Source organism: Kitasatospora sp. NPDC087315 (assembly GCF_044744345.1).
GTDB lineage: Bacteria > Actinomycetota > Actinomycetes > Streptomycetales > Streptomycetaceae > Kitasatospora.
In genome coordinates this window covers 35809-60050 of the sequence record NZ_JBIUYD010000029.1, presented here as the reverse complement: position 1 = coordinate 60050, position 24242 = coordinate 35809, and the positions used below count along the sequence as shown (strand labels likewise).

The window sequence follows — 24242 nt, the reverse complement described above, 5'->3', positions numbered from 1 at the left end:
TGCCGGTAGCGCTCCATCCGCAGGTGTTTCACCCACAGGCCGGTCGAAGCCTCGACACACCCCGGGCCCGACCCTGCCGTCACTCACTGGAGAGGTGATCCCTCATGCCCGACATCTTCGTGAACTACCGCACCACCGACGAGGACACCGGCGCCACCCTCATCGAGCGCGAGCTGTCGCGCCGCTTCGGCAGCGAGCGGGTGTTCCGCGCCAGCAAGTCCATCAAGGTCGGCCGCCGCTTCCCGCAGGAACTGCTGACCGCCGTCCGCCGCAGCAGCGTGCTGATCGCCGTCATCGGCGCGCACTGGGCGGACGCCCGTACGGCGGACGGGCGACGGGCGCTGGACGACCCGGAGGACTGGACCAGGCGGGAGATCGTGGAGGCGTTCGAGAGCGGTGCGCTGGTCGTGCCGGTCCTGATCGGCCGGGCGACGCGCCTCAACCGGCGCGACCTCCCGGCCGAGCTGGGCGAGTTGGCCGACTGCCAGTACCGCCGGCTGGACACCCGCAACGCGGAGGCCGACCTCGCCAGGATCGGCGACGACCTGGCCGAGGCGCTTCCCCAACTCGCCGAGGCGGAGCGGCAGATCGCCCAGACGATGGTGGAGCCGGAAAGCCGCGTCCGGACCGGCCGGGTGGACGGCAGCGTGGTGCAGGCGAGGGACTACGACGGGGGCGTCGGCAACGCCGGCCGTGACCTGGGGACCTTCGTCAACAACGCGAGCGGTCCGCTGCACACGGGAACGGGGGACCAGCACAACAAGGTGCAGCACGGGGGCGTGCAGTTCAACGGGGACGGCGGAAGCTACGTCGAGCAGGGCGGCGACATCAGGCATCAGTTCGGCGGACGCCGCCACGGCGAGGACGGCCAGCGGTGACCGATGGTGGTGACGGGACCTGGATCGGCGAAGCCCAGGGGCCGACGCACACCGGGCCCGGCGATCAGCATAACCACTTCCACTACCTGATCGCCGGTGCGGATCGGCTGGTCCGCACCGGCAGCGATCCACGGCGCATGGCCCGGGAGCAACGACGCTGGCTGAGTCAGAGATTCGTCCCTCCACCAGGCTACGGAGTCGCGGCCGAGCGGCTGGAGAAGGCCGGTACGACCGTCCTGCTGTCCGGGCCTCCCGGTAGCGGGCGGAGGACCGCCGCCGTCATGCTGCTGCACCGGCTGGGTGGGGATGACGACCGGTTCCGCGAGGTCTCCCTGACCGACAAGCGGGACGACATGACGGAGTTGGCGTCCGGAGACCGGCTACTGTTCGATCTCTCCGGGGCCTCCGAGCAGGAGTATCTGGACGCCCAGCCGCTGCTGTCCGCGTACTGGGACACGGTGGAGCGGCGCGGAGCCCGACTGGTGGTCGTACTGCCCTACGGGCATGAGCAGTTGCTCCGACCGGACTTCCGGCAGCTGATGGCGACGATCGAGCGCCCGCGCGGGGATGTGGTGCTGGCCCGTCACCTGGTGCACGCGGGCATCGGCATCCCGCCGGCGGATCTGCGGGCCTCGGTGCTCGCGGAGTTGCTGGAGCGCTCCGCGATGCGGGAACTGCAGCGGCTGGCCGACCTGGTGGCGCAGGCCCGCTCGGGGGGAGGGGCGGGTGGCGACTTCGAGTCCTGGGCCAAGCAGGCGGCCGAAGCGCTCAGCGACCGCAGCAAGGAGGTGGCCGAGCAGGTGGCCGCACTCGGCGAGGGCCGCCAGCGGGCGTTGCTGCTGACCGCGGCGATGCTGAACGGGGCGCCCGCCGACGTGGTGTTCCGGCAAGCCGACGACCTGCTGGTCACGTTGAGGCATCCACCCGACGAGCGGCCCCGGCTCGACCGTACCGATCTGACCGAACGGCTGAACGCCCTGCGAGTCGAGGTCGACCGCGACGGACGGGTCCGGTTCGACTCGCTGGCCTACGACGCGGCGGTCCGCTCCCACTTCTGGACGTACTACCCCGATCTGCGGGAATCCTTCCGGAACTGGGTGGGGGATGCGGTCCGGGGACAGGGGCTGCTGGGCCCGGACGACCGGCGGAATCTGGTCGCCCGGTTCACCGAACAGTCGCTGCGGGTCGCCACGTTGGGACCTCTCTACACACTGGCTGACCAGTGGGCGGCGGAGACCAGGCTGATGCCCGAAGCGATGGAGGTGCTCGCCCGGGGGCTGGCACATGAGCGGTTCGGCTCGGCCTTCCGGGCGAGGATCTACGACTGGTCGGTCACCTCGGGTCTGCATCCGAACCTGGTCCGGGTCCTCGCGCGGATCTGCCTGGACGTGATGGCGCCGACCCACCCTGACCAGGCACTCGTCCGGTTGCACCATCTCGCACGCGGGACTGCCGAGAGCGGACCCCCCGACGCCCGGGAGGCCCTGTTCGAGCTGGTCCGGCGGGATCCGCGGCTGTACGCGAAGCTGCTGGCCCGGTTGTGGGACGGGCTGGAGGCGGGGCGGCCGGACTCACCGGATGCGGGGCTCTTCCTGGAACTGGCCGATCCGTCGCTGTCGTGGGTGCCCGCGGCCGCGATGGTGCGGGGCTGGCGGGGCGTGCTGGCGGTGGCCCCCGCGCAGCGGTGGGGGCCGACGGTCGAGCGGTGGCTGTCGGCGATGCGGTCGGTGGCGCCGCAGGAACGGGAGCGGCTGATGGGTGTGCTGGTCGACGCGGCCGACGGGTGGGCCGACCGGCTCAGTCGGCTCTACCTGGTCGCGTACGACTGGGCGAACGCCCCGGACCGGATGGAGGGGCAGCCGAGCCGGGCCGAAGTGGCGGCCCGGTTCTGGCAGAAGATCGATCTCGCGCAGGGCATTGAGCCGATCGGCGCGTCCGGGGCGCGCCGCACCGAGGAGAGGACACCGTGAACTCCACGCACTCCAGGAACAAGGCCCGCACCGCCGCCCTGGCCGCCGCGGCCGGGTTGGTGCCCGTCGGTGTCGGGCGGGGGCTGGGCTGGCCCGTGTGGGTGTGGGTCGTGGCGGCGGCCGTGATCGCCCTGCTGGTCACGCAGTTGACCGTGCGCGGTCCGGAGGGGGAGGGGGTGGTCCCCTCGCCTCCGCCGTATCCCTCGGCGGTGGTTCCGCCGGAAGCTCCGGCCGAACTTCCGTACCAGGAAGCCCGGGTGGAGGGGGTCGCGTTGCCCAGCGGGGTGCCGGACTACGACTTCGTCTTCTCGGCGACGGTCTGGTGGCGGCCGCTGCACAACGGGAGCGGACTGGTCCACGCCAACCCGGGCAGCCTCGCCGTCGAGACCGTCCTGGCCCGCGCCCGTGCCGTCACCGAGTACGAGCACCCGGCGCGGCTGGACCTCGTCCGGCACCGGCTGGACGGGGTGCTCGGCACGCAGAGCCCGGACGCCTCCGGGCTGGTGGTGGCGATGGCCGGGCGGGTCGGGCTCGGCCTGCCGGAGGCGGACCGGGACCGGCTCGGCAAGCTCTCCGAGGTGCGCAAGGCCGAGGAGGTCTGGGAGCACGAGCGGCGGTACGAGCGGAACAAGCGGGCCTACCTCGGTGACGACGTGCTCAAGTCGCCCGGCAGCGCGGTGGTGTGGTGGCTGGCCCGGAACGACGAGGAGGTGACGCGGGCGGTGGACCTGATCGGCCCGTTGGCGCAGTTGTCGGCGGTCGCCAACAACCAGGCGGTGGACGAGTTGTACGAGCACCTGGTGGCCCGGTCGGTCCGGCAGCCGGTGCCGTTCCTCGACGGGGCGGCGCCGGGAGCCGGGGCGGCGCTGCACCATCCGGACGTGGACGGCGGGGGGCGGCGGGGGCCGTCGGTGGTGGGGCCGCTGAACGACCTGATGGACGATGTGAAGCTCAAGGAGGAGGACGGCGAACGGACCGTCTACGCCCACCGGGTGGCGCTGTTCACCGAGGCGATCGGGCGGCCGGAGGAGGCCGCGCTGATCCGGGCGAGCCTGGGGGATCCGGGGGACGGGCCGGCGGGGGGTGCGGCGGAGCCGGAGCAGCCGGGGCCGGAGCCGGGGACGGGTTCGGGCTCCGGGGCGGGCTCCTGGACGGGGTCGTGGTTTGTGCCCGGGCCGGTGCGGCCGGCTGCCGAGGACGTGGGCGGGGAGGAGGAACAGCGGCCCGCGGCCTGGGAGGTGTTCACGAGGGACTCGGCCGACGGCACCTCGCCGGGGGCGGGTCGGGCGGATCCGGCCGGCCGGGCGGAGCGCGGCGGGGAGGGCTGAGCCGGGGGAGGCACCACGGGAGGGGCGGGCGGTGGCGCCCGCCCCTCCCGTGGTGCCCCGGCCGGTGGCGCCTGCGCGGTGCCGGGCCGGATATCCGTACAGGTGAACCAGAGAAGGCCAGTAATTGGAGCAGGAGTTCGATCAAAAGGGTTGATCTCATATGACTGTTCCCGTTGTCCGGTGAAGATCGTTGCTCAGGGGTAATGCTGAGCCGACCGGGTGGCGGACTTATGGGCGGAAGCGTGGCTGGACGTACCGGCTTCGTCGCGCCGGTCGGCCTCCTCGACACGTCCAGAAAGGCTCGCCCGGTGACTCAGCCGTTCGAACTGCCCTCCTTCTACGTGCCGCACCCGGCGCGCCTGAACTCCCATCTGGAGGAGGCGCGCACCCATTCCAGCGAGTGGGCACGGGAGATGGGGATGCTGGAAGGGTCGGGTATCTGGACACGGGCGGACCTCGACGCCCACGACTACGGCCTGCTCTGCGCCTACACCCACCCGGACGCCTCGGCCGAGGCACTGTCGCTGGTCACCGACTGGTACGTGTGGGTGTTCTTCTTCGACGACCACTTCCTGGAGATCTTCAAGCGCACCAACGACCGCGAGGGCGGCAAGGCATACCTGGACCGCCTGCCGCTGTTCATGCCGGCCGACCCGGCCACCCCCGTGCCCGAGCCCACCAACCCGGTCGAGGCCGGCCTGGCCGACCTGTGGCGGCGGACCGTGCCCGCGATGGGTGAGGACTGGCGGGTCCGGTTCGCGGAGAGCACCCGGAACCTGCTCAACGAGTCGCTCTGGGAGCTCGCCAACATCAACGCGGGCCGGATCGCCAACCCCGTCGAGTACATCGAGATGCGTCGCAAGGTCGGCGGCGCGCCCTGGTCAGCGGGGCTGATCGAGTACGCGGCGAACGCGGAGGTGCCGAAGACGGTCTCCGGCTCGCGGCCGCTGCGAGTGCTGATGGACGCCTTCTCGGACGGTGTCCACCTGCGCAACGACCTCTTCTCCTACCAGCGGGAGGTCGAGGAGGAGGGCGAGCTGAGCAACGGCGTCCTCGTGCTGGAGACCTTCCTGGGCTGCTCGACGCAGGAGGCCGCGGACGCCGTCAACGACCTGCTCACCTCGCGGCTGCAGCAGTTCGAGAACACCGTGTTCACCGAACTCCCCTCGCTGTTCGCCGAGACCGGGCTCGACCCGGAGGGCTGCGCCAAGGTCCTGGCGTACGTCAAGGGCCTCCAGGACTGGCAGTCGGGCGGCCACGAGTGGCACATGCGGTCCAGCCGGTACATGAACGGCGGTGGGGCGGCGGCGGGTTCGTCGAACTGGTGGGACCCGTTCGCGATCGGTGGGGTCGGCACGTCGGCGCTGGACATCCTGCGGTCGGGGGCGGCGGGCGGTCGGGCCGGCGGCGCGTCCGGTGTGCCTGGTGGGCTGGGCGGCGGGTCCGGTGCCGGGTCGGCCGGGGGCGTCGATCCGGCTGTGCGGCGGGCGCGTTCGCACAGCCATGTGCCGTTCCAGAAGGTTGGACCGTCCCAACTGCCCGATTTCAAGCTCCCGTTCACCGTCTCGTTGAGCCCCCACCTGGATGCCTCGCGGCGCAACACGGTGGAATGGTCCGGCCGGGTGGGCATGCTGGAGCCGCAGCCGGGCGTGGCCGGATCGGACATCTGGACGGCCGAGAAGGTCGCCGACTATGACTTCCCGCTCTGCTCGGCCGGCATCCACCCGGACGCGACCGCCGAGCAACTCGACCTAACCTCGGGCTGGTTGACCTGGGGAACATACGCCGACGACTACTTCCCGGTGGTGTTCGGGCGGACGCGCGACCTGGCCGGCGCCAAGGCCGCCAACGACCGTCTCTCGGCCTTCATGCCGGTGGACGGCAGCGTGCCGCCGGAGCCGACCAACGCCCTGGAGCGCGGCCTGGCCGACCTCTGGGCCCGCACCGCCGGGCCGATGACCGTCGAGGCCAGGCGGAAGTTCCGCAAGGCGGTCGAGGACATGACGCTCAGCTGGCTCTGGGAGCTCAACAACCAGGCACAGCACCGGATCCCCGACCCGGTCGACTACATCGAGATGCGCCGGAAGACCTTCGGTTCGGACCTCACCATGAGCCTCTGCCGGCTGGCCCACGGGCAGGCCGTCCCGCCGGAGATCTACGAGAGCGGGCCGATGCGCTCGCTGGAGAACGCGGCCGCCGACTACGCCTGCATGATGAACGACCTGTACTCGTACCAGAAGGAGGTCGAGTACGAGGGCGAGGTGCACAACGCGGTGCTGGTGGTGCAGAACTTCTTCAACTGCGACTACCCGGCGGCCGTCCGCATCGTCGACGACCTGATGCACTCGCGGCTGGCCCAGTTCCAGCACGTCGGGGCGAACGAGTTCCCCGTGCTGTACGACGACTTCGACCTGGGGCCGGAGGCGCGCGCGATGCTGGACGGGTACGTGACCGAACTGGAGAACTGGCTCGCCGGGATCATGATCTGGCACCGGGACTGCCGCCGGTACGGCGAGGCGGACCTGCGGCGGCACTTCGCGGGTGAGCTGCCGGAGGGTGCGTCGCCGGCGGGCGCGGCGTGGGGCGGCTCGGTTCCGCTCGGGCCGACGGGGCTGGGGACGTCCGCGGCAAGGCTTGCGTCGGCGGCTCCGGCCCGGGCGGGTTCGGGTGCGGGTGATGTGGAGACGGTGCCGCGTCCGGGGCTCGTGCCGACCGGCCCGAGCGGGTTCGGGACGGCGGGTGCGCGGCCGCTGGTGCCGTCGCTGGCCGCAGGGGTGTCGACTCCGCTGCCGACGCCGGTGTCATCGCCGATCGGGTAGCGGCAGATCGGTCCAGCGACGGCCCGCCGGGTGCGAACCGGCGGGCCGTCGTCGTGCTTCGGTGGCCCGGCTGCGGTAGGGCGTGGCTGTGGTGGGGCGTGGCAACTGCTGTGGCGCCGCTGAGCTGGGGTAACGCTGAGCGCGCGGTGGGGCGGCGGACTGGCTACTGTGGCGAATCGGGGCAAATCGCCAGGGGCGAGTCGCCGCGATGTGCCTCCGGACAGGTGCCACCACCGCAGGAGAGGGCAGAGAGATGGCCGCGCGACTTGAGGGCACACCCTGTTGGGCCGACGCGATGTTCACCGACCTGGAGGGCGCCAAGGCGTTCTACGGTGACGTGCTGGGATGGACGTTCAGCGAGAGCTCGTCGGAGTTCGGCAACTACACGCAGGCGTATTCGGACGGCAAGGCGGTCGCCGCCGTGGTGCCGCCGATGCCGGGCCAGGAGACCCAGTCGGCCTGGTGCCTGTACTTCGCCTCGCCGGACGCCGCCGCCACCGCGGACCGGATCCGCGCCAATGGCGGTGAGGTGCTGATGGGGCCGCTCCAGGTCGGCGACTTCGGCACGATGGTGATCGGCAAGGACCCGGGCGGCGTCGCCTTCGGGGTCTGGCAGGCCGGCCGCCACGAGGGCTTCGAGAAGCAGGGCGCGCCGGGTTCGTACACCTGGGCCGAGGTGCTCACCCGTGACCCGGGCAAGGCGGACTCCTTCTTTCCCGCCGTCTTCCCGTTCAGCGTGAAGCGGATGGACACCGACCAGGTGGACTACAAGATCTTCCATGTCCATGGGGCGCCCGTTCTCGGCCGGATGAAGATGGGCCCGGACGATCTTCCGCCGGACGTGCCGTCGTACGTGAGCGTCTACTTCGCGGTGGACGACTGCGACGCCACGGTGGCCAGGGCGACCGAGCGCGGTGGCACGCTCCACTTCGGCCCGATGGACAGCCCGTTCGGTCGGTTCGCGGCGATCGGCGACCCGCAGGGCGCCGCGTTCGGCGTCATCGACCTGGGGAAGACGTCCGGCGACCTGCCCGTGATGGCGGACGCCTGATGGGCGTGGGGCGCCCGGCGCACCACGGCGAGTGAGCTGCGGCCGGGCAGCTGGCGGGTAACAGGAAACAGATAACAGCTTTCAACATCTGTTATCTGTTTTCTGTTGGTTGTTCTCTGTCGGTTGTTCTCCGGTCGGCCGTGGGCCGCCGGCGGTCAGCCGTCGCCCCGCCCCGATTCCATCTCCACCCCGAGCAGTTCGCGCAGGGCCCGGTGGCCGTCCGCCGTCACCCGCAGTGCCCGGCCCGAGCCGATCCGCTCCACCCAGGCCCGGTCCAGCGCGGTACGGCACAGCGCGGCGCCCAGCGCGCCGCCCAGGTGACTGCGGCGTTCCGTCCAGTCCAGGCAGCTGCGGACGACCGGACGGCCCCCCTTGCGGCCCGTCCGGCCCGGCAGCTCGATGTCGACATCGGCCAGCCACGCCCGGCCGCGCCGGGTGATGGTGAGCCCGTCCCGGTCCGCGACCAGCCCCCGTTCCAGCAGTGCGTCGGTGACGGCCACGCCGAGGCGCCCGGCCAGGTGGTCGTAGCAGGTCCGGGCACGGGCCTCGGCGCTCATCCGGGTGGAGTCACGCAGATTGCGCGGTGGCGGCTGAGTGGGCGCGGTGGTGTCGGCGTACGTCGACAGGTCCTCGATCAGGGTTGCCGCCGCCGGGCCGGCCAGCCGGACATACCGGTGCCGGCCCTGCCGCTCCTCCGCCAGCAGCCCTCCGGCGATCAGCCGGGACAGGTGCTCGCTCGCCGTGGAGGGGGCGACGCCGGCGTGCCGGGCGAGTTCACCGGCGGTCCAGGCCCGGCCGTCGAGCAGCGCCGTGCAGAACTCGGCGCGGGTCGGATCGGCGAGCAGTCCGGCGAGCTGGGCGAGTGACATGCCTCCATGGTGCCCCCGGCACGGTTCGGCGCTCACCGAACCGTGCCGCCCCTAGCGTGACGCCCATGACCACCTCGGCCAGTCCAGCCTCCGTCACCCCCGCCGTCACTCCCGTCGCCACCGACGCCACCGACGCCGTGTTCGAGGGGTACGAGGACGTCACGTCCGCCCTCGCCAGCCCCGACCTGGTGCCGCCGCGCGCCGTCCCCGGGCCTCCCGGCGGCGTGGCCTGGCTGCGCGCCACCGTGGCCCGGTTCAGCACGGGCGAGGTGCACGCCGCCCGCCGCGCCCTGGTGGAGGCGGACCTGGCCGGCCTCGACCCCGCCGCACTGCGCCTGGCGGCTGCGGCCGGATTCGAGCAGGACGCCCGGCTGCGAGCGGTCCGGGTCCTCGCACAGTCCCTCGGGCTGGCGGAGCCGGAGGCCGTCGCCAGGGCGGTCGCCGTGGTGGCGCGGGCGTACTTCGTCGAACTGCCCGACGACGCCGAGGCCGATGCGGCGGTGGCCTGGCTGCTGCCGCGGATGGATCCGGCCGGCGCCACGGAGTCCGCCGCCTGCGCGCCTGACGACCTCGCGCCCAACCCCCTCGCGTCCGGCCCCCTCGCCTCCGAACGGGCGGCCAACCGGATCGGCCTCCTCGTTCAGGCCTGTGATGCCACCGCTCTCCTGGTCGAGCACGCCCGCCGCACCGCCGCCCGGGGCGTTCTCCCGGCCGCGTTGCTCACGGAGACCCTGCGCCACGACCCGCCCGTACGGGAGATGCGCCGGGTCGCCACCCGCGACACCACGGTCGCCGGGGTCGAACTCCCCGCCGGTACCCGGGTCGTCCTCGACATCGCGGCCGCCCAGAGCACCGCCCAGAGCACCGCCCGGCGCACCACCGGGAACGCCGACCTGCCCCCACTGTCCTTCGGCGCCCCGCCCCGCGTCTGCCCGGGTCGCGCGCACGCCCTCGCCCTCGCGGCGGGCATCCTGCACGGCGCCTCCGACCCGGCGGGCCCGTTCGCGGACGACACGCCGACGACCAGCGGCCACGTGCCCGCCGAGGTCGTCCCGGCCATGGTGGACCATGTCCTGGCCCTCGCCGCCACCTGGACGGACTGGGACGGCCAGCCGGTCGCCGTCGACGGCCGGACCTGCACCCCGCACAAGGCGATCCGTCGGGTCGCGGATCATCTCATCGACCATCTGGCCGAGTTGGAAGCCCGCCTCGCGGGCGAACCCACCCAGCCGGACCACTGGCACGCCTCCGCCGCCACCACCCCGTCGGATCTCGCCCCCTTCACCCCGGCCGACCTCGACGAGGCCCGCAGCCGTCTCACCCGGCTCGCCCGGATCTGGTCCAACCGTCTGGCCACCCTCACCCCGGACCAGCTCGACCATTCCCCGGGCACCGGCTGGACCTTCCGCCAACTCGCTTTCCACGTCGCCGAGTCCGCTTACTACGCGGACGTCATCGGAGCCCTCGCCCCGCGTGCCGCCACCACTGCCGGCCCCGCCGCCCTCGCCACCACTACCACCACTACCACCACTACCGCCACTACCGCCACTACCGCCACCGTGAACGCCAACACCGTTGGGAGTGAGGCCTCATGAACCCCTTCGCCGCCCTGCACCATCACCCCGGCCGACCGCTGCTGCTCCCGAACGCCTGGGACCACGCCTCCGCCGTCGCCCTCGCCGAGCAGGGGTTCACCGCGATCGGCACCACCAGCCTCGGTGTGGCGGCAGCGGCCGGCCTGCCCGACGGCGCCGCGGCCACCCGCCGGGAGACCCTCCGGCTCGCCCGCCACCTCGGCCGGGGCCGGTTCCTGCTCTCCGTCGACGCCGAGTCCGGCTTCAGCGACGATCCGGACGAGGTCGCCGCTCTGGCAGCCGAGTTGTCGGCCCTCGGAGCCGTCGGCATCAACCTGGAGGACGGCCGCCCGGACGGTACGCTCGCTCCGGCCCCGTTGCACGCCGCGAAGATCGCAGCTGTCAAGGCCGCCGCTCCCGACCTCTTCGTCAACGCCCGCACCGACACCTACTGGACCGGCTTCGACCGCCCCGCCCCGGAGACCGTCCGCCGCCTCGAAAGCTACCAACAGGCCGGAGCCGACGGCGTGTTCGTCCCGGGACTGGCCGATCCCGCCGCCATCGAGGTCCTGCTCGGCCGGCTCTCCGTCCCGCTCAACATCCTCTACACCCCCGCCGGCCCGCCCCTCGCCCGACTCGCGGCCCTGGGCGTCGCCCGGGTCAGCCTCGGCTCACTGCTCTACCGCGTCGCACTGACCGCCGCCGTGGAAACCGCCACGGCGATCCGGGCGGGAGCCACCGGTCCGGTGGCCGCCTCGACACCCGGCTATTCGGCGGTTCAGGGCCTTTACCGGGGTTAGCCTCACCGGGGTTGGCCTCGCGGGGCCGATGGTGAACCGGCCGTCGGCACCGGTCCCGACGCGACGACCGACTCGCCGCGCGGCGCTCAGCGGTTCTCGGTCCGGGCCCGGTGGGCGAGTTCGATCCCGTCCAGCACCAGCCGGATGCCGTTGGCGAAGCCGTTCTCGCGGGTGGCGGAGGCATCCAGACTCTGCTGCATGAGGTACAGCCGGTGCAGGCGCGGGTGCCCCCGGGCGGCCTCCTTGGCAGCGGGCAGCAGCTGCTCCACCCAGGCCTGTTCGTCCGTGCCGTGCCGGGCGATCGTGGTCAGCCAGGAGGCCTCGCTGGTCGCCATGCCGACGACGAACGCCATGACGACGCCCATCGCGTCGTTGGCCTCCAGCAGTTCGAAACCGGCCTCCTCCAGCACGGTGAGCATGGCTTCGGAGAAGCGCATCATGTTCGGTCCGAGGTAGGCCAGGCCCACGTCCCCGAGAACGGAGACGAGCCACGGGTGGCGCAGGACGGTCGCGCGCACACCGTCCGCGCACTCGGTGATGGCCGCCCGCCAGGCATCCGGGTCGGCGCTTCCGGAGCTGGCGCTGCCGGATCCGGCGGCACCCGAACTGCCGCTGCCCCGAAGGGCGGTGGTGTCCGGCAGTCGCAGCTCGCCGAGGACCTCGTCCACGACCAGCTCGATCAGCTCCTCCTTGTTGGCCACATGGGTGTACATCGAGGTGGCGCCGGCGTTGAGGCGGGTGCCGAGCCGTCGCATGCTCAGGGCCTCGATCCCGTCGGCGTCCAGGATCGCGATGGCCTCGGCGACGATCTGCTCCCGGCTGAGCGCGGGCTGGTCCCGCCGTCGGGCCCGCTGCGGGCGGGTCCACACCGACGGAATCTGCTCTTTCCTGGCCGCCACGGCGGCCTCCTCTCGATTCAGCGGGGCTCAGGCCTGGCGCGACGCGCGCCGGGCCGCCTCCCGGCCAAGGATAGCGCGAGAAGCGCACACCGTTCGGACTTTACGAACGGTGTGCGGCATCCGTACAGTGTGCGGAGCGGCGCACACTGTACCCGTGGGGACGGAGGGCGGTGTGCCCGCGCCCTCTTTCCCGCGCCTCCCGCTCTCCCGCGCTCCTTCCGCTATCCGTCATCGCGTGTGCCCGGCGGCGCACGGACGCTCGAAAGGGTTCACGATGGACCGTCATCCGCGACGCTGGCTCATCCTGATCGTGCTCTGCCTCAGCAGCCTGGTGCTGGTGATCGACAACATGGTGCTCACGGTGTCGATCCCGCCGATCGCGGAGGACCTGAAGGCCGGCGCCCAGGACATCCAGTGGATCATCGACTCGTACATCCTGGTCTTCGCCGGCCTGCTGCTGACCTCCGGCAGTCTCTCCGACCGGTTCGGCCGACGGCGGGTGATGATCGTCGGGCTGACGCTCTTCGGAGCCGCCTCACTGCTGGCGGCCTTCGCCGCCGACCCGGGCCAACTCATCGCCGGCCGCGTGCTGATGGGCATCGGCGGCGCCCTGGTGATGCCCAGCACCCTGTCCATCCTCATCACCGTCTTCGACGACGAGGAACGCCCCAGGGCGATCGCCGCCTGGAGCGCGGTGGCCATGATCGGCCTGGTCGGCGGACCGGTCCTGGGCGGTGCCCTGATCGCCCACTTCTGGTGGGGCGCGGTCTTCCTGCTGAACGTCCCGATCGCCGCGCTCGCCATCCTCGCCGCCGTCGTCCTGATGCCGGAGTCCAAGGGACCGTGGCGCAAGCCCGACTTCCCCGGAATGGTGCTCTCCATGGTCGGCATGACCGCACTGGTCTGGACGATCATCGTGCTCCCGAAGGACGGCATCTCCCACCCCGGCACCCTCGCCGCGCTCGCCGTCACCGTGCTGGCCCTGGCCGGCTTCGCGGTCCGGGAGGTGCGCACCTCGTCGCCGATGGTCCCGCTCGGCCTGTTCCGCAACCGGGTCTTCAGCGGCGCCAGCTTCTCGCTCGTCCTGCTGACCTTCGCCAACGGCGGGCTGATGCTGGTGCTGACCCAGTACCTCCAGTTCGTTCTCGGCTACTCGCCGACCGACACCGGTCTCTCCTTCATCCCGCTGGCCGTGGCCACCCTGGTCTTCAACGCACTGGGCGCCTCGCTCGGCAAGCGGATCGGCCCGCGGGTGATGACCGCCTTCGGCCTGCTGGTCATCGCCGGCGGGTTCGGTGTGCTGGCGACCCTCTCCGCCGACGAGGGGTTCACCAGGCTCGCCGTGGCCATGCTGCTGCTGGGGGCCGGCTGCGGCCTGGCGATGCCCGCAGCCGCCACCGCGATGATGGGGGCCATCCCGGCCGAGCACGCCGGGGTCGGCTCGGCGCTCAACGACACCGTCCAGCAGGCCGGCGCGGCGCTCGGCGTGGCCATCCTCGGCACGGTCCTGTCCAGCACCTACACCGGCGCGATGCCCACCGACGCCCCGGCCGCCGGCCGCCACGCGATCACCGACGCGCTCGCCCTGGCCTCGTCCACCGGCGACGACGGCCTGGCCACCGCGGCCCGGGACGCCTTCACCACCGCGACGTCCACCACCTTCACCGCGGGTGCCTTCGCCGTCCTGGCCGCCGCCGGGCTCACCCTGGTCCTGATGCGCGAGCGGTCCAAGCCGGCCGGTACCCCGAGGGACACCCCGGTCGGCCTCGCCGAGCCCGTCCCGGCCGGGCGCTGACCTGGTCCGTCGGCCCCGCGTGGCGCGGAAGGCCGCTACGCGGGGCCGACCCGTTCCGGCCCGCAGGCCGCCCTCCTCGGGCCGTCGCCCGCAGCCCGAGCGCGGTGCGAACGCCTCACGCGGGCGGCAGCCGTCCTGGCCCGTTTCGGCCGGGCCGACCGTACTCCGCCAGCAGCCGCTCGTAGAAGGGAACGACGAGCGGCACGGTGGGCGGGGCCGCGCACCACCCCGTGAACGGCCGGACGGCGGCCAGGGCCCGGTCGCAGAAACCGGCGACCCGCGCCTCGGCCTCCTCCATGGAGTCGGCGAGCAGATAGACCCCCAGGACCGGGTGCGGCACCGCGTGCGGGTGGAGGACGACGTGCTCGATCCGGTCCTCGACCCGCGCGGCGGCCAGGAGAAGCTCGCGGGCATCCGGGGGGAGCGGGCCGCCGGCTGCCCCGGGCTGGAGGGCGGTATGAACGAGGTACATGGGACCGATCCTGCCCAAAGCCACAAATCATTTGGTAGACGCCGGACTTGGACGGTTCGGGCCATGGCCGGAACCGTCCGCGGGGGCGGTACAACCAGAACCGGGCTGCCGCGGCCGGTCAGGCACAGGGCTACCCGGGCGGCTGTCGAGAACGCCGGAGGTCCCGACCACTGTGTGGTCGGGACCTCGGAGTCGCCCTGGCGGACGGGGTGTGGAGGGCACGGGGTTCGAACTCGTGAGGGACGCGCCCGTAGCGATGTGGGTGGCGGCCCGCGCCGGCTCCCTAGCTCAGCGTCTTCAGCGCCTCGGCGTCGTACGGCTCCAGCTCCTCGAACCGGCCCCCCAGGACCTTCGCCGCCCACTCCGGGTCCTGGAGCAGAGCGCGGCCGACGGCGACCAGGTCGAACTCGTCGCGCTCCAGGCGGTCGAGGAGGTTGTCGATGCCCCGGACCGGCGCGCCCTCGCCCATGAAGGCACGGACGAAGTCCCCGTCGAGGCCGACCGAGCCGACGGTGATGGTGGGCCTGCCGGTGAGCTTCCTGGTCCAGCCCGCCAGGTTCAGATCCGAGCCCTCGAACTCCGGCAGCCAGTAGCGGCGGGTGGAGGCGTGGAAAGCGTCGACGCCGGCCGCCGCGAGCGGGGCCAGGATCGCCTCCAGCTCCTCCGGGGTCTCGGCGAGCCTCGCGTCGTAGGCCTCCTGCTTCCACTGCGAGTAGCGGAAGAGCACCGGGAACTCGGGGGAGACGCTCTCGCGGACCGCGGCCACGATCTCGGCCGCGAACTTCGTACGGGCCACGGGGCCGCCGCCGTAGGCGTCGGTACGGCGGTTCGTCCCCGCCCACAGGAACTGGTCGAGGAGGTAGCCGTGGGCGCCGTGCAGTTCGACACCGTCGAAGCCGATACGCTCCGCGGCCGCGGCGGCCTCGGCGAAGGCGCCTGTCACCTCGTCCAGGTCGCGCCGGGTCATCGCCCTGCCGGTGCCCTCGGTGCCGTCGACACGGATGCCGGAGGGGCCGACGGCGGGGGCGTCGGCGTAGGGCGGATCGCCCTGCTTGCGCACCATGCCGATGTGCCACAACTGCGGCACGATCGCCCCACCCGCCGCGTGAACGGCCTCGGCGACCTTCGCCCACCCCGCCAGCTGCTCCGCACCGTGGAACCGCGGCACCCGGTCACTCTGCCCGGCCGACTCGTGGCCGACGTAGGTCCCCTCGGTGACGATCAGGCCCACACCGGCGGCCGCCCGACGGGCGTAGTACGACCGCACGTCCTCACCGGGGACGCCGCCCGGGGAGAACATGCGCGTCATCGGAGCCATCACGATGCGGTTCGGGACGGTCAGCCCGTTCAGCGCGACCGGCCGGGACAGGATCTCGGCCGCGCGGGAGGCGGAGGACGCAGTGACGGTCACGGAGGTGCTCCTCATGGGTGCCGGACGATACGCACGCGTTCAGGAATGCGTACAGGTGCCAACCATTCCGGCGGCCAAGGCATTTCGCCCACCCAACGAGCCACCCTGTGATCCCGGACACTCGCCTGCTCCTCCAGCCGGACGTGGAGCCCCGAGGAGCGTCCCGGCTGTCCGACGGTGACCATGGGCCGGACCTCGTCGAACGGGGTGAATACAACCCGAACCGCAACCACCGCAAGCCCCGTGCGGCACGACCCGGGGTGTCGCGCCTCGCGCCGGATCCGGCGGCCTCCTCGTCCTGCGGGCAGGACGGTAGCCGAGGTCATCTGCGCCGGTCAGAGGTGGTGCCAGCCGCGCTGTCGGTGGCCTCGCCCAGTGTCGTGTGTCGTCAAGGCGAGCTGGGTTCTGCGGAGAGGTAGCCGGTGTTGCAGGAGAACGAGCAGGTTGCTCGTCTGGCCAGGATCCGACAGCTTGCGAACGCCGGCGATGTGACCGGCCTGGACAGGAACCTCTACCAGCTGTGTGCTGACATCGACGGTGACTGGACGTTCGACGGTGGCCAACTGATCAGCCTGCTGCGGGAGATGCCCGCCTCCACCCGGGTCCTGCTACTGCGACGGATGACCGATGGGCTGGAGGAGACGGCCGTTCACCACCCGGGTCGCTGCCGGGACCTCGCCTCGCTGGTCACCCTGGTGGCGCACGGGCTGCCTGTCGAGCAACTGGCCGCCTGGCAAGAGCCGCTGATGGCCCAGGCGGCGGCGAAGATGACGCTGTGGGAGGGCTGGCGGCTGACCTGCCTGGTCGAGGTGGAGCAGGCGGCGGGGCGGGCACTGCCCGATCCGGTGGTCGCCACCGTCCGCAGAACCGCGCTGACGTCCGAGACACCCGGTGAACTCCGTACCCTCGCCGCGAGGATCGTGGAGCCCGTGCTCAACCCCGGCGAGCCGTGGGCCGAGCGCGTGATCGCCGATCTGACCGGGGCCGAACCCGCGTGGCATGCGCTGGTCGCCCACGCGCTGACCGCCAAGGGCTCCCGCCCCACCGGCACGTGGCAGCGCCTTGGACGCGGACTGTTGGCGGACGTGGGACCTGACCGCGCCCGCAGGGCGATCACCTCCTGGCTTGCCCCGGTGGGTGAGCCCCGTACCGCGCCTGTGAAATCCCACCACGGCGCCGGTACCGCCGAGTTCGAACTCGACCCCTTCAACACTCGCGCGCTACAGGGCCTTGCGGCGCTACTGGCTCTCACGCAGGCCCATCCGCAGTCCGCGGCGGCCTTGGGCCAACTGGTGGAAGCGGCCCTGATACGGCTCCCCGGCATCGGCCCGCGATCACCCAAGACGGCCGGCGCCGCCGTGCACGCCCTGACCCAGCTCGGCGACGAGGATGCCTACGCCGAGCTCAGCCGTCTGGCCGCCACCGTGAAGTACCGCCCCGCCCTCAGGATCATCACCGCCGCACTCGCCTCCCGGACGGGTCTGTAAGAAGAACGGCTCTGTCGCGGATCGACTTTCCGACACGCTCGTCCTCAGGACGGCAACCGCAGTCGCACCATCCAGGGGCACGAGCTCTGCCTATCCGCCCCAGGGCGTCGGGCGGATCTCGAAGCCCACGAGCCCCTCGGGTTCCTCCTCGTGGACGCGGACTCGGTCCACCACGGCCGCGTACGGGCCATGCCGTGCCCACGTGACCAGCCGTTCGACGGCCGTGGCCTCGCCCTCGAACACGGCCTCGACCGTTCCGTCGGGGAGGTTGCGTACCCAGCCGGCCACGCCGTGCTCCCGTGCCACCCTCCGGCAGGTGTCACGGAAATACACGCCCTGGACTTCACCGGAGACGATCAGTCGACTGCGGATCATGCCTGCCTCACCGCCAGGTGCTGTGGCGTGCGGCTCACCGTCCGGCCGGCCCTGGCGGCCGCTCGGGCGAAGGCGACGGCGTCCAGGGGAGCCGCACCGCCGAGGTCGTTGTTGAAGTACGCGTACACGTCGGCCTCATCCGACCAGGCCTCGGCGACCCTGGCCACCCAGGTGGCCAGCGACTGCCGACCGTACCGGGGCGGCGGCTGCGCCAGGCCGGCGTGGAAGCGCAGGTAGCCCCAGTAGGCGGTCCGCCACAGCGGTGTGACCGGGCGTGCCTGCCGGTCCGCCCAGCAGAGGGCGGCGCCGCGCCGTTCGAGCACCGCCCGGATCTCCGGCACCCACCATGAATCGTGCCGGGGTTCGACGGCCACCCTCACCCCGGCCGGGAAGCAGCCCAGGCAACTGTCGAGGAGGCCGACGTCCGCCCGCAGGGTAGGCGGGAGCTGGAGGAGGACCGGTCCGAGCCGCGAGCCCAGCCCTTCGGCGGCCGACAGCAGCCGCTGCACCGGCTCCTGCGGGTCGTGCAGGCGCTTGATGTGCGTGAGAAAGCGGCTTGCCTTGACCGCCATCACGAACCCCTCCGGGGTTCGCTCCCGCCAGGTGGCGAAGGTCTCCGCCGCGGGCAGGCGGTAGAAGGCGTTGTTGTTCTCCACCGTGGCGAACCGCTGGGCGTACTCCTCCAGCCAGAACCGCCGCGGCATCCCCGGCGCGTACAGGACGCCACGCCAGTCGTCGTACTGCCAGCCCGAGGTGCCGACATACAAGACCACACATCCATGGAAGCACGGAGTGCCCGCCTGCCGGCGGGGGCCCTGAGGCAGGTCGTCGCCGTGGGCGCCGGTGTCGTGGAAGAGTCAACTGCGTGCGCGAAGCCGGCAGACAACAGCCAGCCGGGAACGACGAAGGCCCGGACTGGTGAACAGCCCGGGCCTTCGATCAAGGCGGAGGATACGAGATTCGAACTCGTGAGGGGTTGCCCCCAACACGCTTTCCAATTCTCCCGAACCCTGTCCGCCGGGGTCCGTACCCGTTCTGACCTGGGGTGAAGCGGGGCGCTGCCCAGGCTCTGAACCTCGCTGGACTGCGGTGAATGAGACCAGAGCTGAGACCACGGGCGGCAACTTCACCACCGTGACGAGGTCGGCCCGGGCACGAGAAGCGTCCGGGCCGGCGCCGCGCGTGTGGATTCACGCGTCCCGCAGCCGCAGGATCGTGCCCCCGAGGAACAGCGCGGTCGCCGCCCAGAGGGCCAGAACGCCGAGGCCCGCCCAGGGGCCGATGGGGAGATGGCTCAGGTTCGTCGTCGCCTGGATCGCGAGGCCCGCCGGCATCGGGCCGAGCCGTGCCAGCAGCCGCTGCAGGTGCGGCTCGGTGACGACATGGCTGAGCAGCGGGAAGAGGTAGAGCAGCGCCAACACGACGCCCGCCGCGACCGCCGTGTCCCGAACCGCGACGGCGACGCCGAGGGTGAGCAGGCCCACTAGGACCAGGTAGAGCACCGAGCCGGCTGCCGCGCGCAGGGTCGGCCCGTCGGCGAGGGAGAGCTGGGTGTAGCCGTGGGCGGGCGTGTATCCGGCGCCCGGCAGGAGCAGGTGTCCCGCGAGGATGGAGGCGAGCACGGCGACGCTTCCGACTGCGAGGACCGTTCCGCTGAGCACGGTGGCTTTCGCTGCCAGCACCGTGCCGCGCCTGGGCAGTGCCACAAGCGTGGTGCGGATCAGGCCGGTGCCGTACTCGCCGCCCACGAGCAGGACGGCCGTGACAGCGGCGAGCACCTGGCTCACCGACACCCCGGCCAGGCTGAGTCGCACCTGGTCCTGACCGCAGCCCGACGCCGGGCACGGGACGCCCGCGGACACAGCCGCGCCGACGCCGACCGTGACGAGAACCAGGCCGAGCAGCAGCCAGCCGTGTCCGGCCTCGGTGCGGAGCTTCGTCCACTCGGCGCGGCAGGCCCGGCGGAACCCGATGGTGTCGACGCCACTCATGCGTCCCTCCGGCGCAGCAGCACGGCTGCCGCCGCGAGAGCGAGCACGCTCCAGGCACCGAGCACGGCGAGGCCTCCCCAGGGGGAGAGCGGGAAGTAACCCGACGAGGGAGCGTAGACGCTGAGCACCTGGTCGTGGCGCGGCAGGGTCTGCTGGACGGCGAAGCCCGCCGCCGGGGTGAGCCGGAGCACCCACTCGGCCGGGCCGCTCGGAAGCATGCCACCAGAGGCGAGTAGGTACGGGAACACCGTCGCGGCCACCACCGCGGTGATCGCTGTGGCGCTGCGCCGCAGCACCACACCGAGGGCCAGCGACAGGACCGCCGTCGCGGCCAGCAGCAGCCCCGTGCCGAGTACCGCGCGCGCCTGGACCGCTGTGGGTACGGTGAGCACGGCGAAGTGGGTGGCGTGCGCCCGCAGTTCACCGAGCGGGATGCTCATGGTGGCGGCTGCCGCACCGACGGCGAAGGCGACCGTCGCGACCACCGTGGCCTTTGCGGCGAGTGTCCTGCTGCGGTGCGGTGTCGCCGCGAGGGTCTGTCCGAGCAGCCCGCGGCGGTACTCGGTGGTGACGAACTGCACGGCCACCACTGTCAGTACGATCAAGCCCACGAACGTGCCGACGAGGAAGGTCTCCACGGTGAATGCCGGTCCGAGCGCCGGCCCGCCGACCACGGGGGCGATGTCGCCCGCGCCGGTGACGGTGAAGCCCTCGCCGGTCGTCGCCGTCCAGCCGCCGACGGTGCCGGGCGCGTAGCTGCCCGAGGTCCCGGCGTCGCCGCCCACCTGCCCGCCCTGCCAGCCTCCGGCCGCCTGCCCCCAGGCGCCGCTGAGCGTTACGCGACGGAAGTCTCCCGTGGCCGTGGCCGGACTGCTGCTGCCGCCACCACTCGCCTGTACCGCCGCCGGGGCGGCGACGAACAGCCCCACCTGCACCGTTGTCGCCGGCTCGGGGAGCCGCGCGGTGCCGACCTCGGCCCAACGCACGCCGTCGGATGAGTCGAGGCCGATGACTGTCCTGCCCGTCCGGACGAGCCGCAGCCAGCGCGGCTCGGCGGTCGAGGGGCTTCCGGCCAGGCCCGCGCGGTCGTGCGTGAAGTCGTTCTGCATCCGCACCCCATGCGCGCCGGTGACCATCATCGCCGCGTAGGGTGAACCCTGGTCGAGACTCTCCTTGACCAGGATCCCGGCCTTGGACCACGGGGTGACGCCGGACGTGCTTCCGCCCGGCCCACCCGCCGGATCAGCCAGTACGCCAGTCAGCGCTGTCACCAGGACTGTGATGCTGCCGTCGCCGGTCAGCGCCCGGTGCACGAAGTAGAAGCTGTCGTTGACCGCCTCGCCGCCGGGGCCGACCGGGAGCGCTGTCACGCCCTGTGGGTGCTGGTTCGACGAGGCCGTGCCGACCAGCAGGAACAGCACGGACGCCAGCATCGCGCCGACGGAGCCCAGCACCCAGCCGCGCACGGTGCGGAACTTGGTCCACTCGGCGTGCAGCGCCCTCATCGCTCCACCCCCGCCGCCGAGTCGGCACTCCGGTACTGGACGGCGTCCCCGGTGAGCGTGAGATAGGCCTCCTCCAGCGTCGCGCGGTGGGTGGCCACTTCGGCGAACGGCACCGCCGCCGCGGTGAGGCGTGCAACGATCGCCTCGCCTGGCAGCCCGGTGATGCCGAGGGTCCCGGGTCCGGTCACCTGCACGGTGGCGCCGGTGTGCGACAACACCTCGGCGGCAGCGAGCGGTTCGGAGGTGCGCAGCATCACCCGGCCGGCCGCGACCCCAGCCAGCAGCTCGCGCACACCGGTGTCGGCCACGACCCGGCCGCGCCCGACCACCACCAAGTGGTCCGCGACGTCCTCCAGCTCGCCCATCAGGTGGCTGGAGACCAGTACCGCGCGGCCCTCGACCGCCAGCGAGGTGAGCAGGCCGCGGATCCACCGGATACCCTCCGGGTCCAGGCCGTTGAACGGTTCGTCCAACATCAGCGCGGGCGGGTCGCCGAGCAGCGCCGCCGCGATGCCGAGCCGCTGACGCATGCCCAACGAGAAGCCGCCCGCCCGGCGCCGTGCCGCGTCGGCCAGCCCCACCTGCCCCAGCACCTGATCCACCCGGCGCGCCGGCAGGCCCTGTGAATGCGCCAGCCACAGCAGGTGGTTACGGGCGGTCCGGCTGGGCTGCAGCGCTCCGGCGTCCAGCAACGAGCCCAGCCGCGTCAACGGACTGCGCAGGCTCCGGTACGGCCGGCCGCCGACCAGTGCGCGGCCCGCGTCGGGTGCGTCCAGACCCAGCACCACCCGCATTGTGGTGGACTTGCCCGCGCCGTTCGGACCCACGAACCCGGTCACCCGACCGGGCCGGACCGCGAACGTCATCCCGTCCAGTGCCTGCGTCGCCCCGAAGCGTTTCCGCAGGCCCGCCATCTCGATCCCGACGTCGTCCCTCATCGCGGCCGCCTGTCCTCTCCCTCGGTCTTCGACTCCGGGCACCACGTTGCGTGCGCCTGCGTGACACGGGCGGAACGGGCGCTGTCATGCCGCTGTTAGGGCACCTCGCCTAGCCTGATCAGGCAGCCGGGTGGCGGGGAGAGAGAGGACCGATGACGGTGGACCAGGGTTTGCTCACGCCGTCGGTGCTGCGCCGCAGCAGCGTCCGTTGGCAGTTCACCACCCTGTACTCCACCCTCTTCGTGGCCTCGGGTGCCACGACGCTGGCGGTGGTCGGGCTGATCGCGGGCGGCTCGGTGGACGTCGCGCCTGCCCCGGACAACGGGACCGGGCCCGTCCCGCCTGGCGCCCAGGAGCGGATCGCCAGCCTTGAGCACCAACTCACCGAGGCCCACACCCAGCAGATGCACCAACTGCTCCTCGGCTTGGCTGTCGGCCTGACAGTGATGGGCCTGGTCTCGGTCGTGCTCGGCTGGTATGCCGCCGGGCGGGTGCTGCACCCGCTGCGCGCGATGACCGCCGCCACCCGCCGGATCTCCGCCGACAGCCTGCACGAGCGGCTCGCCGTCCAGGGCCCGCGCGACGAACTGAGGAACCTCGGCGACACCATCGACGGGCTGCTGGCGCGCCTGGAGGGCGCGTTCACGGCCCAGCGGCGATTCGTCGCCGACGCCTCCCACGAACTGCGTACCCCGCTGGCCACCATGCGGGCGGCAGTGGACGTGACGCTCGCCAAGCCGGGCCCCCTCCCCGAGCAGACGCGGATGCTGGCGGGCCGGGTTCGCGCTGAGCTCGACCAGGTCGACCGGCTGCTGGACGGCCTGCTGACCCTGGCCCGCGCCCAGCACGGCGTGCTGCCGGGTTCCGAGACCGTCCGATTGGACGAGCTCGCCGCCGAAGCCCTCGACGAGCGGGCCGACGCCATCGCTCGCCGCGGTCTGACGGCAACCCGCGAGAGCGGCTCCGCCGTTCGCGTGTACGGCAGCCGGACCCTGCTGCGCCGACTGGTGCAGAACCTGGTCGACAACGCGGCGCAGCACAACGAGCCCGACGGCTGGCTACGCGTCGCCGTCCACGCCGATAGCGACGCGCTCGTCCACCTGGTCGTGGACAACGGCGGACTGGCGCTGACGCAGGACGAGGCGGCACAGCTCGTCCGCCCGTTCCGCCGGATCGGCGCGGAGCGAACCCGCGGCAGCGACGGATCGGGTCTCGGGCTCGCCATCGTCGCGGCGGTCGCCGAGGCGCACGGTGGCACGCTGGAGCTGCATGCCCGCTCCGGGGGCGGTCTGCGGGCCACCGTCACCCTGCCGCAGGCCGGCGGCAACCAGGAGGCCACGGCATGAGGGTGTTGGTGGTCGAGGACGCGCGGGTGCTCGCTGACCTCGTGGCCGAGGGCCTGCGCGACCAGGGCATGGCGGTGGACGTCGCCTATGACGGTCTGGAGGCCGCCGCCAAACTGGACACCGCCGCGTATGAGGCGATCGTGCTGGACCGCGACCTGCCAGGCATCCACGGCGACGCGCTCTGCCAGATGGTCACCGACCGGGACGAGAGGCCGATGGTGCTGATGCTTACCGCCGCCGACTCGCCCGGTGACCGCGTCGGCGGCCTGAGCCTGGGGGCCGACGACTACCTGGTCAAACCCTTCCACTTCCCCGAACTCGTTCTCCGGCTACGGGCCCTGGCCCGCCGGCGGCCCTACGCCCGCGCCCGAGTGCTCCGCGCGGCCGGCATCGAACTCGACCCCGTCCGCCGCGCCGCCACGCGGGACGGGCGACGGCTCGACCTCTCGGTCAAGGAGTTCGAGGTCCTCGCCGCCCTGCTGCAGGCCAGCCCCGCATTCCTCAGTGCGGAGGTCCTGCTGGAGCAGGTGTGGGACGAGCACGCCGACCCGTTCACCAACACCGTCGCGGTGACCATCGGCAGACTCCGACGCAAGCTCGGCGAACCACCTGTGATCGCCACCACGCCCACGGTCGGCTACCGGATCGCCGACTCGGGAGAGTGACCGCCGCTTGCGAGCCGCCGACGCACTACTCGCGGCAGCGGCGACCCGCTGACGACGAAGGCCCGGACC

The 24242-nt window shown here is 72.4% G+C and carries 20 protein-coding genes; 11 read left to right on the top strand and 9 right to left on the bottom strand.

Translation table 11 applies throughout. The features are described 5' to 3' along the window. The first annotated feature begins 104 nt into the window (after positions 1–104). The 5 genes from ACIO5D_RS32550 to ACIO5D_RS32530 all read left to right on the top strand — a co-directional run bounded on the left by ACIO5D_RS32550 (position 105) and on the right by ACIO5D_RS32530 (position 8046). Positions 105–878: a TIR domain-containing protein gene (locus ACIO5D_RS32550; RefSeq protein ID WP_400653372.1), complete on the top strand. Its 774-nt coding sequence runs from the start codon at positions 105–107 to the stop codon at positions 876–878. After that, complete coding sequence (locus ACIO5D_RS32545) at positions 875–2848, top strand: hypothetical protein (protein WP_400799607.1); 1974 nt, start codon at positions 875–877, stop codon at positions 2846–2848. Before ACIO5D_RS32550 ends, ACIO5D_RS32545 begins: the two co-directional genes overlap by 4 nt. After that, positions 2845–4176 (top strand): hypothetical protein, encoded by a 1332-nt coding sequence (locus ACIO5D_RS32540; RefSeq protein ID WP_400799605.1) that lies wholly within the window; start codon positions 2845–2847, stop codon positions 4174–4176. The genes ACIO5D_RS32545 and ACIO5D_RS32540 overlap by 4 nt, the downstream gene beginning before the upstream one ends. 308 nt (positions 4177–4484) lie before the next feature. Further along, positions 4485–6995 carry a germacradienol/geosmin synthase gene (locus tag ACIO5D_RS32535; protein WP_400799602.1) on the top strand — a complete coding sequence of 837 codons (2511 nt, stop codon included), beginning with the start codon at positions 4485–4487 and terminating at the stop codon, positions 6993–6995. Positions 6996–7248: 253 nt separating this feature from the next. Beyond that, positions 7249–8046, top strand: coding sequence for a VOC family protein (locus ACIO5D_RS32530; protein ID WP_363603969.1), 798 nt, complete (start codon positions 7249–7251; stop codon positions 8044–8046). A gap of 155 nt (positions 8047–8201) precedes the next feature. Here the strand turns inward: ACIO5D_RS32530 and ACIO5D_RS32525 are convergent, their stop codons facing one another. Further along, complete coding sequence (locus ACIO5D_RS32525) at positions 8202–8915, bottom strand: ArsR/SmtB family transcription factor (protein ID WP_400799598.1); 714 nt, start codon at positions 8913–8915, stop codon at positions 8202–8204. Between the two features lie 65 nt (positions 8916–8980). On the opposite strand from ACIO5D_RS32525, the gene ACIO5D_RS32520 reads away from it, so the two are divergent. Together ACIO5D_RS32520 and ACIO5D_RS32515 are read left to right on the top strand one after the other, a co-directional pair. Next, positions 8981–10510 (top strand): hypothetical protein, encoded by a 1530-nt coding sequence (locus ACIO5D_RS32520; protein WP_400799596.1) that lies wholly within the window; start codon positions 8981–8983, stop codon positions 10508–10510. Beyond that, positions 10507–11289, top strand: coding sequence for an isocitrate lyase/phosphoenolpyruvate mutase family protein (locus ACIO5D_RS32515; RefSeq protein WP_400799593.1), 783 nt, complete (start codon positions 10507–10509; stop codon positions 11287–11289). The genes ACIO5D_RS32520 and ACIO5D_RS32515 overlap by 4 nt, the downstream gene beginning before the upstream one ends. Before the next feature lie 86 nt (positions 11290–11375). Here ACIO5D_RS32515 and ACIO5D_RS32510 read toward each other — a convergent pair whose 3' ends face one another. Continuing rightward, positions 11376–12188 carry a TetR/AcrR family transcriptional regulator gene (locus ACIO5D_RS32510; RefSeq protein WP_400653385.1) on the bottom strand — a complete coding sequence of 271 codons (813 nt, stop codon included), beginning with the start codon at positions 12186–12188 and terminating at the stop codon, positions 11376–11378. Positions 12189–12462: 274 nt separating this feature from the next. On the opposite strand from ACIO5D_RS32510, the gene ACIO5D_RS32505 reads away from it, so the two are divergent. Beyond that, on the top strand, positions 12463–13983 hold the full coding sequence (locus ACIO5D_RS32505) for an MFS transporter (RefSeq protein ID WP_400799591.1): 1521 nt from the start codon (positions 12463–12465) through the stop codon (positions 13981–13983). Between the two features lie 115 nt (positions 13984–14098). On the opposite strand, the gene ACIO5D_RS32500 is transcribed toward ACIO5D_RS32505, so the two are convergent. Beyond that, positions 14099–14455 carry a hypothetical protein gene (locus ACIO5D_RS32500; RefSeq protein WP_363603978.1) on the bottom strand — a complete coding sequence of 119 codons (357 nt, stop codon included), beginning with the start codon at positions 14453–14455 and terminating at the stop codon, positions 14099–14101. A gap of 283 nt (positions 14456–14738) precedes the next feature. Beyond that, complete coding sequence (locus tag ACIO5D_RS32495; RefSeq protein ID WP_363603979.1) at positions 14739–15866, bottom strand: NADH:flavin oxidoreductase; 1128 nt, start codon at positions 15864–15866, stop codon at positions 14739–14741. A gap of 422 nt (positions 15867–16288) precedes the next feature. On the opposite strand from ACIO5D_RS32495, the gene ACIO5D_RS32490 reads away from it, so the two are divergent. Then, positions 16289–17353 carry a hypothetical protein gene (locus tag ACIO5D_RS32490; protein ID WP_363603981.1) on the top strand — a complete coding sequence of 355 codons (1065 nt, stop codon included), beginning with the start codon at positions 16289–16291 and terminating at the stop codon, positions 17351–17353. Positions 17354–17443: 90 nt separating this feature from the next. Here the strand turns inward: ACIO5D_RS32490 and ACIO5D_RS32485 are convergent, their stop codons facing one another. From ACIO5D_RS32485 to ACIO5D_RS32465, 5 genes are all read right to left on the bottom strand, one after another. After that, positions 17444–17728 carry an acylphosphatase gene (locus ACIO5D_RS32485; RefSeq protein ID WP_363603983.1) on the bottom strand — a complete coding sequence of 95 codons (285 nt, stop codon included), beginning with the start codon at positions 17726–17728 and terminating at the stop codon, positions 17444–17446. After that, positions 17725–18501, bottom strand: coding sequence for a DUF72 domain-containing protein (locus ACIO5D_RS32480; RefSeq protein ID WP_400760930.1), 777 nt, complete (start codon positions 18499–18501; stop codon positions 17725–17727). The genes ACIO5D_RS32485 and ACIO5D_RS32480 overlap by 4 nt, the downstream gene beginning before the upstream one ends. Before the next feature lie 417 nt (positions 18502–18918). Further along, on the bottom strand, positions 18919–19719 hold the full coding sequence (locus ACIO5D_RS32475; RefSeq protein ID WP_400799588.1) for an ABC transporter permease: 801 nt from the start codon (positions 19717–19719) through the stop codon (positions 18919–18921). Beyond that, positions 19716–21224 (bottom strand): hypothetical protein, encoded by a 1509-nt coding sequence (locus ACIO5D_RS32470; protein ID WP_400799585.1) that lies wholly within the window; start codon positions 21222–21224, stop codon positions 19716–19718. Before ACIO5D_RS32470 ends, ACIO5D_RS32475 begins: the two co-directional genes overlap by 4 nt. Further along, positions 21221–22162, bottom strand: coding sequence for an ATP-binding cassette domain-containing protein (locus ACIO5D_RS32465; protein WP_400799583.1), 942 nt, complete (start codon positions 22160–22162; stop codon positions 21221–21223). Before ACIO5D_RS32465 ends, ACIO5D_RS32470 begins: the two co-directional genes overlap by 4 nt. Positions 22163–22314: 152 nt before the next feature. On the opposite strand from ACIO5D_RS32465, the gene ACIO5D_RS32460 reads away from it, so the two are divergent. Further along, positions 22315–23508: a sensor histidine kinase gene (locus tag ACIO5D_RS32460; protein WP_400653397.1), complete on the top strand. Its 1194-nt coding sequence runs from the start codon at positions 22315–22317 to the stop codon at positions 23506–23508. After that, positions 23505–24173, top strand: coding sequence for a response regulator transcription factor (locus tag ACIO5D_RS32455; protein WP_363603991.1), 669 nt, complete (start codon positions 23505–23507; stop codon positions 24171–24173). Before ACIO5D_RS32460 ends, ACIO5D_RS32455 begins: the two co-directional genes overlap by 4 nt. Positions 24174–24242: the final 69 nt, after the last annotated feature.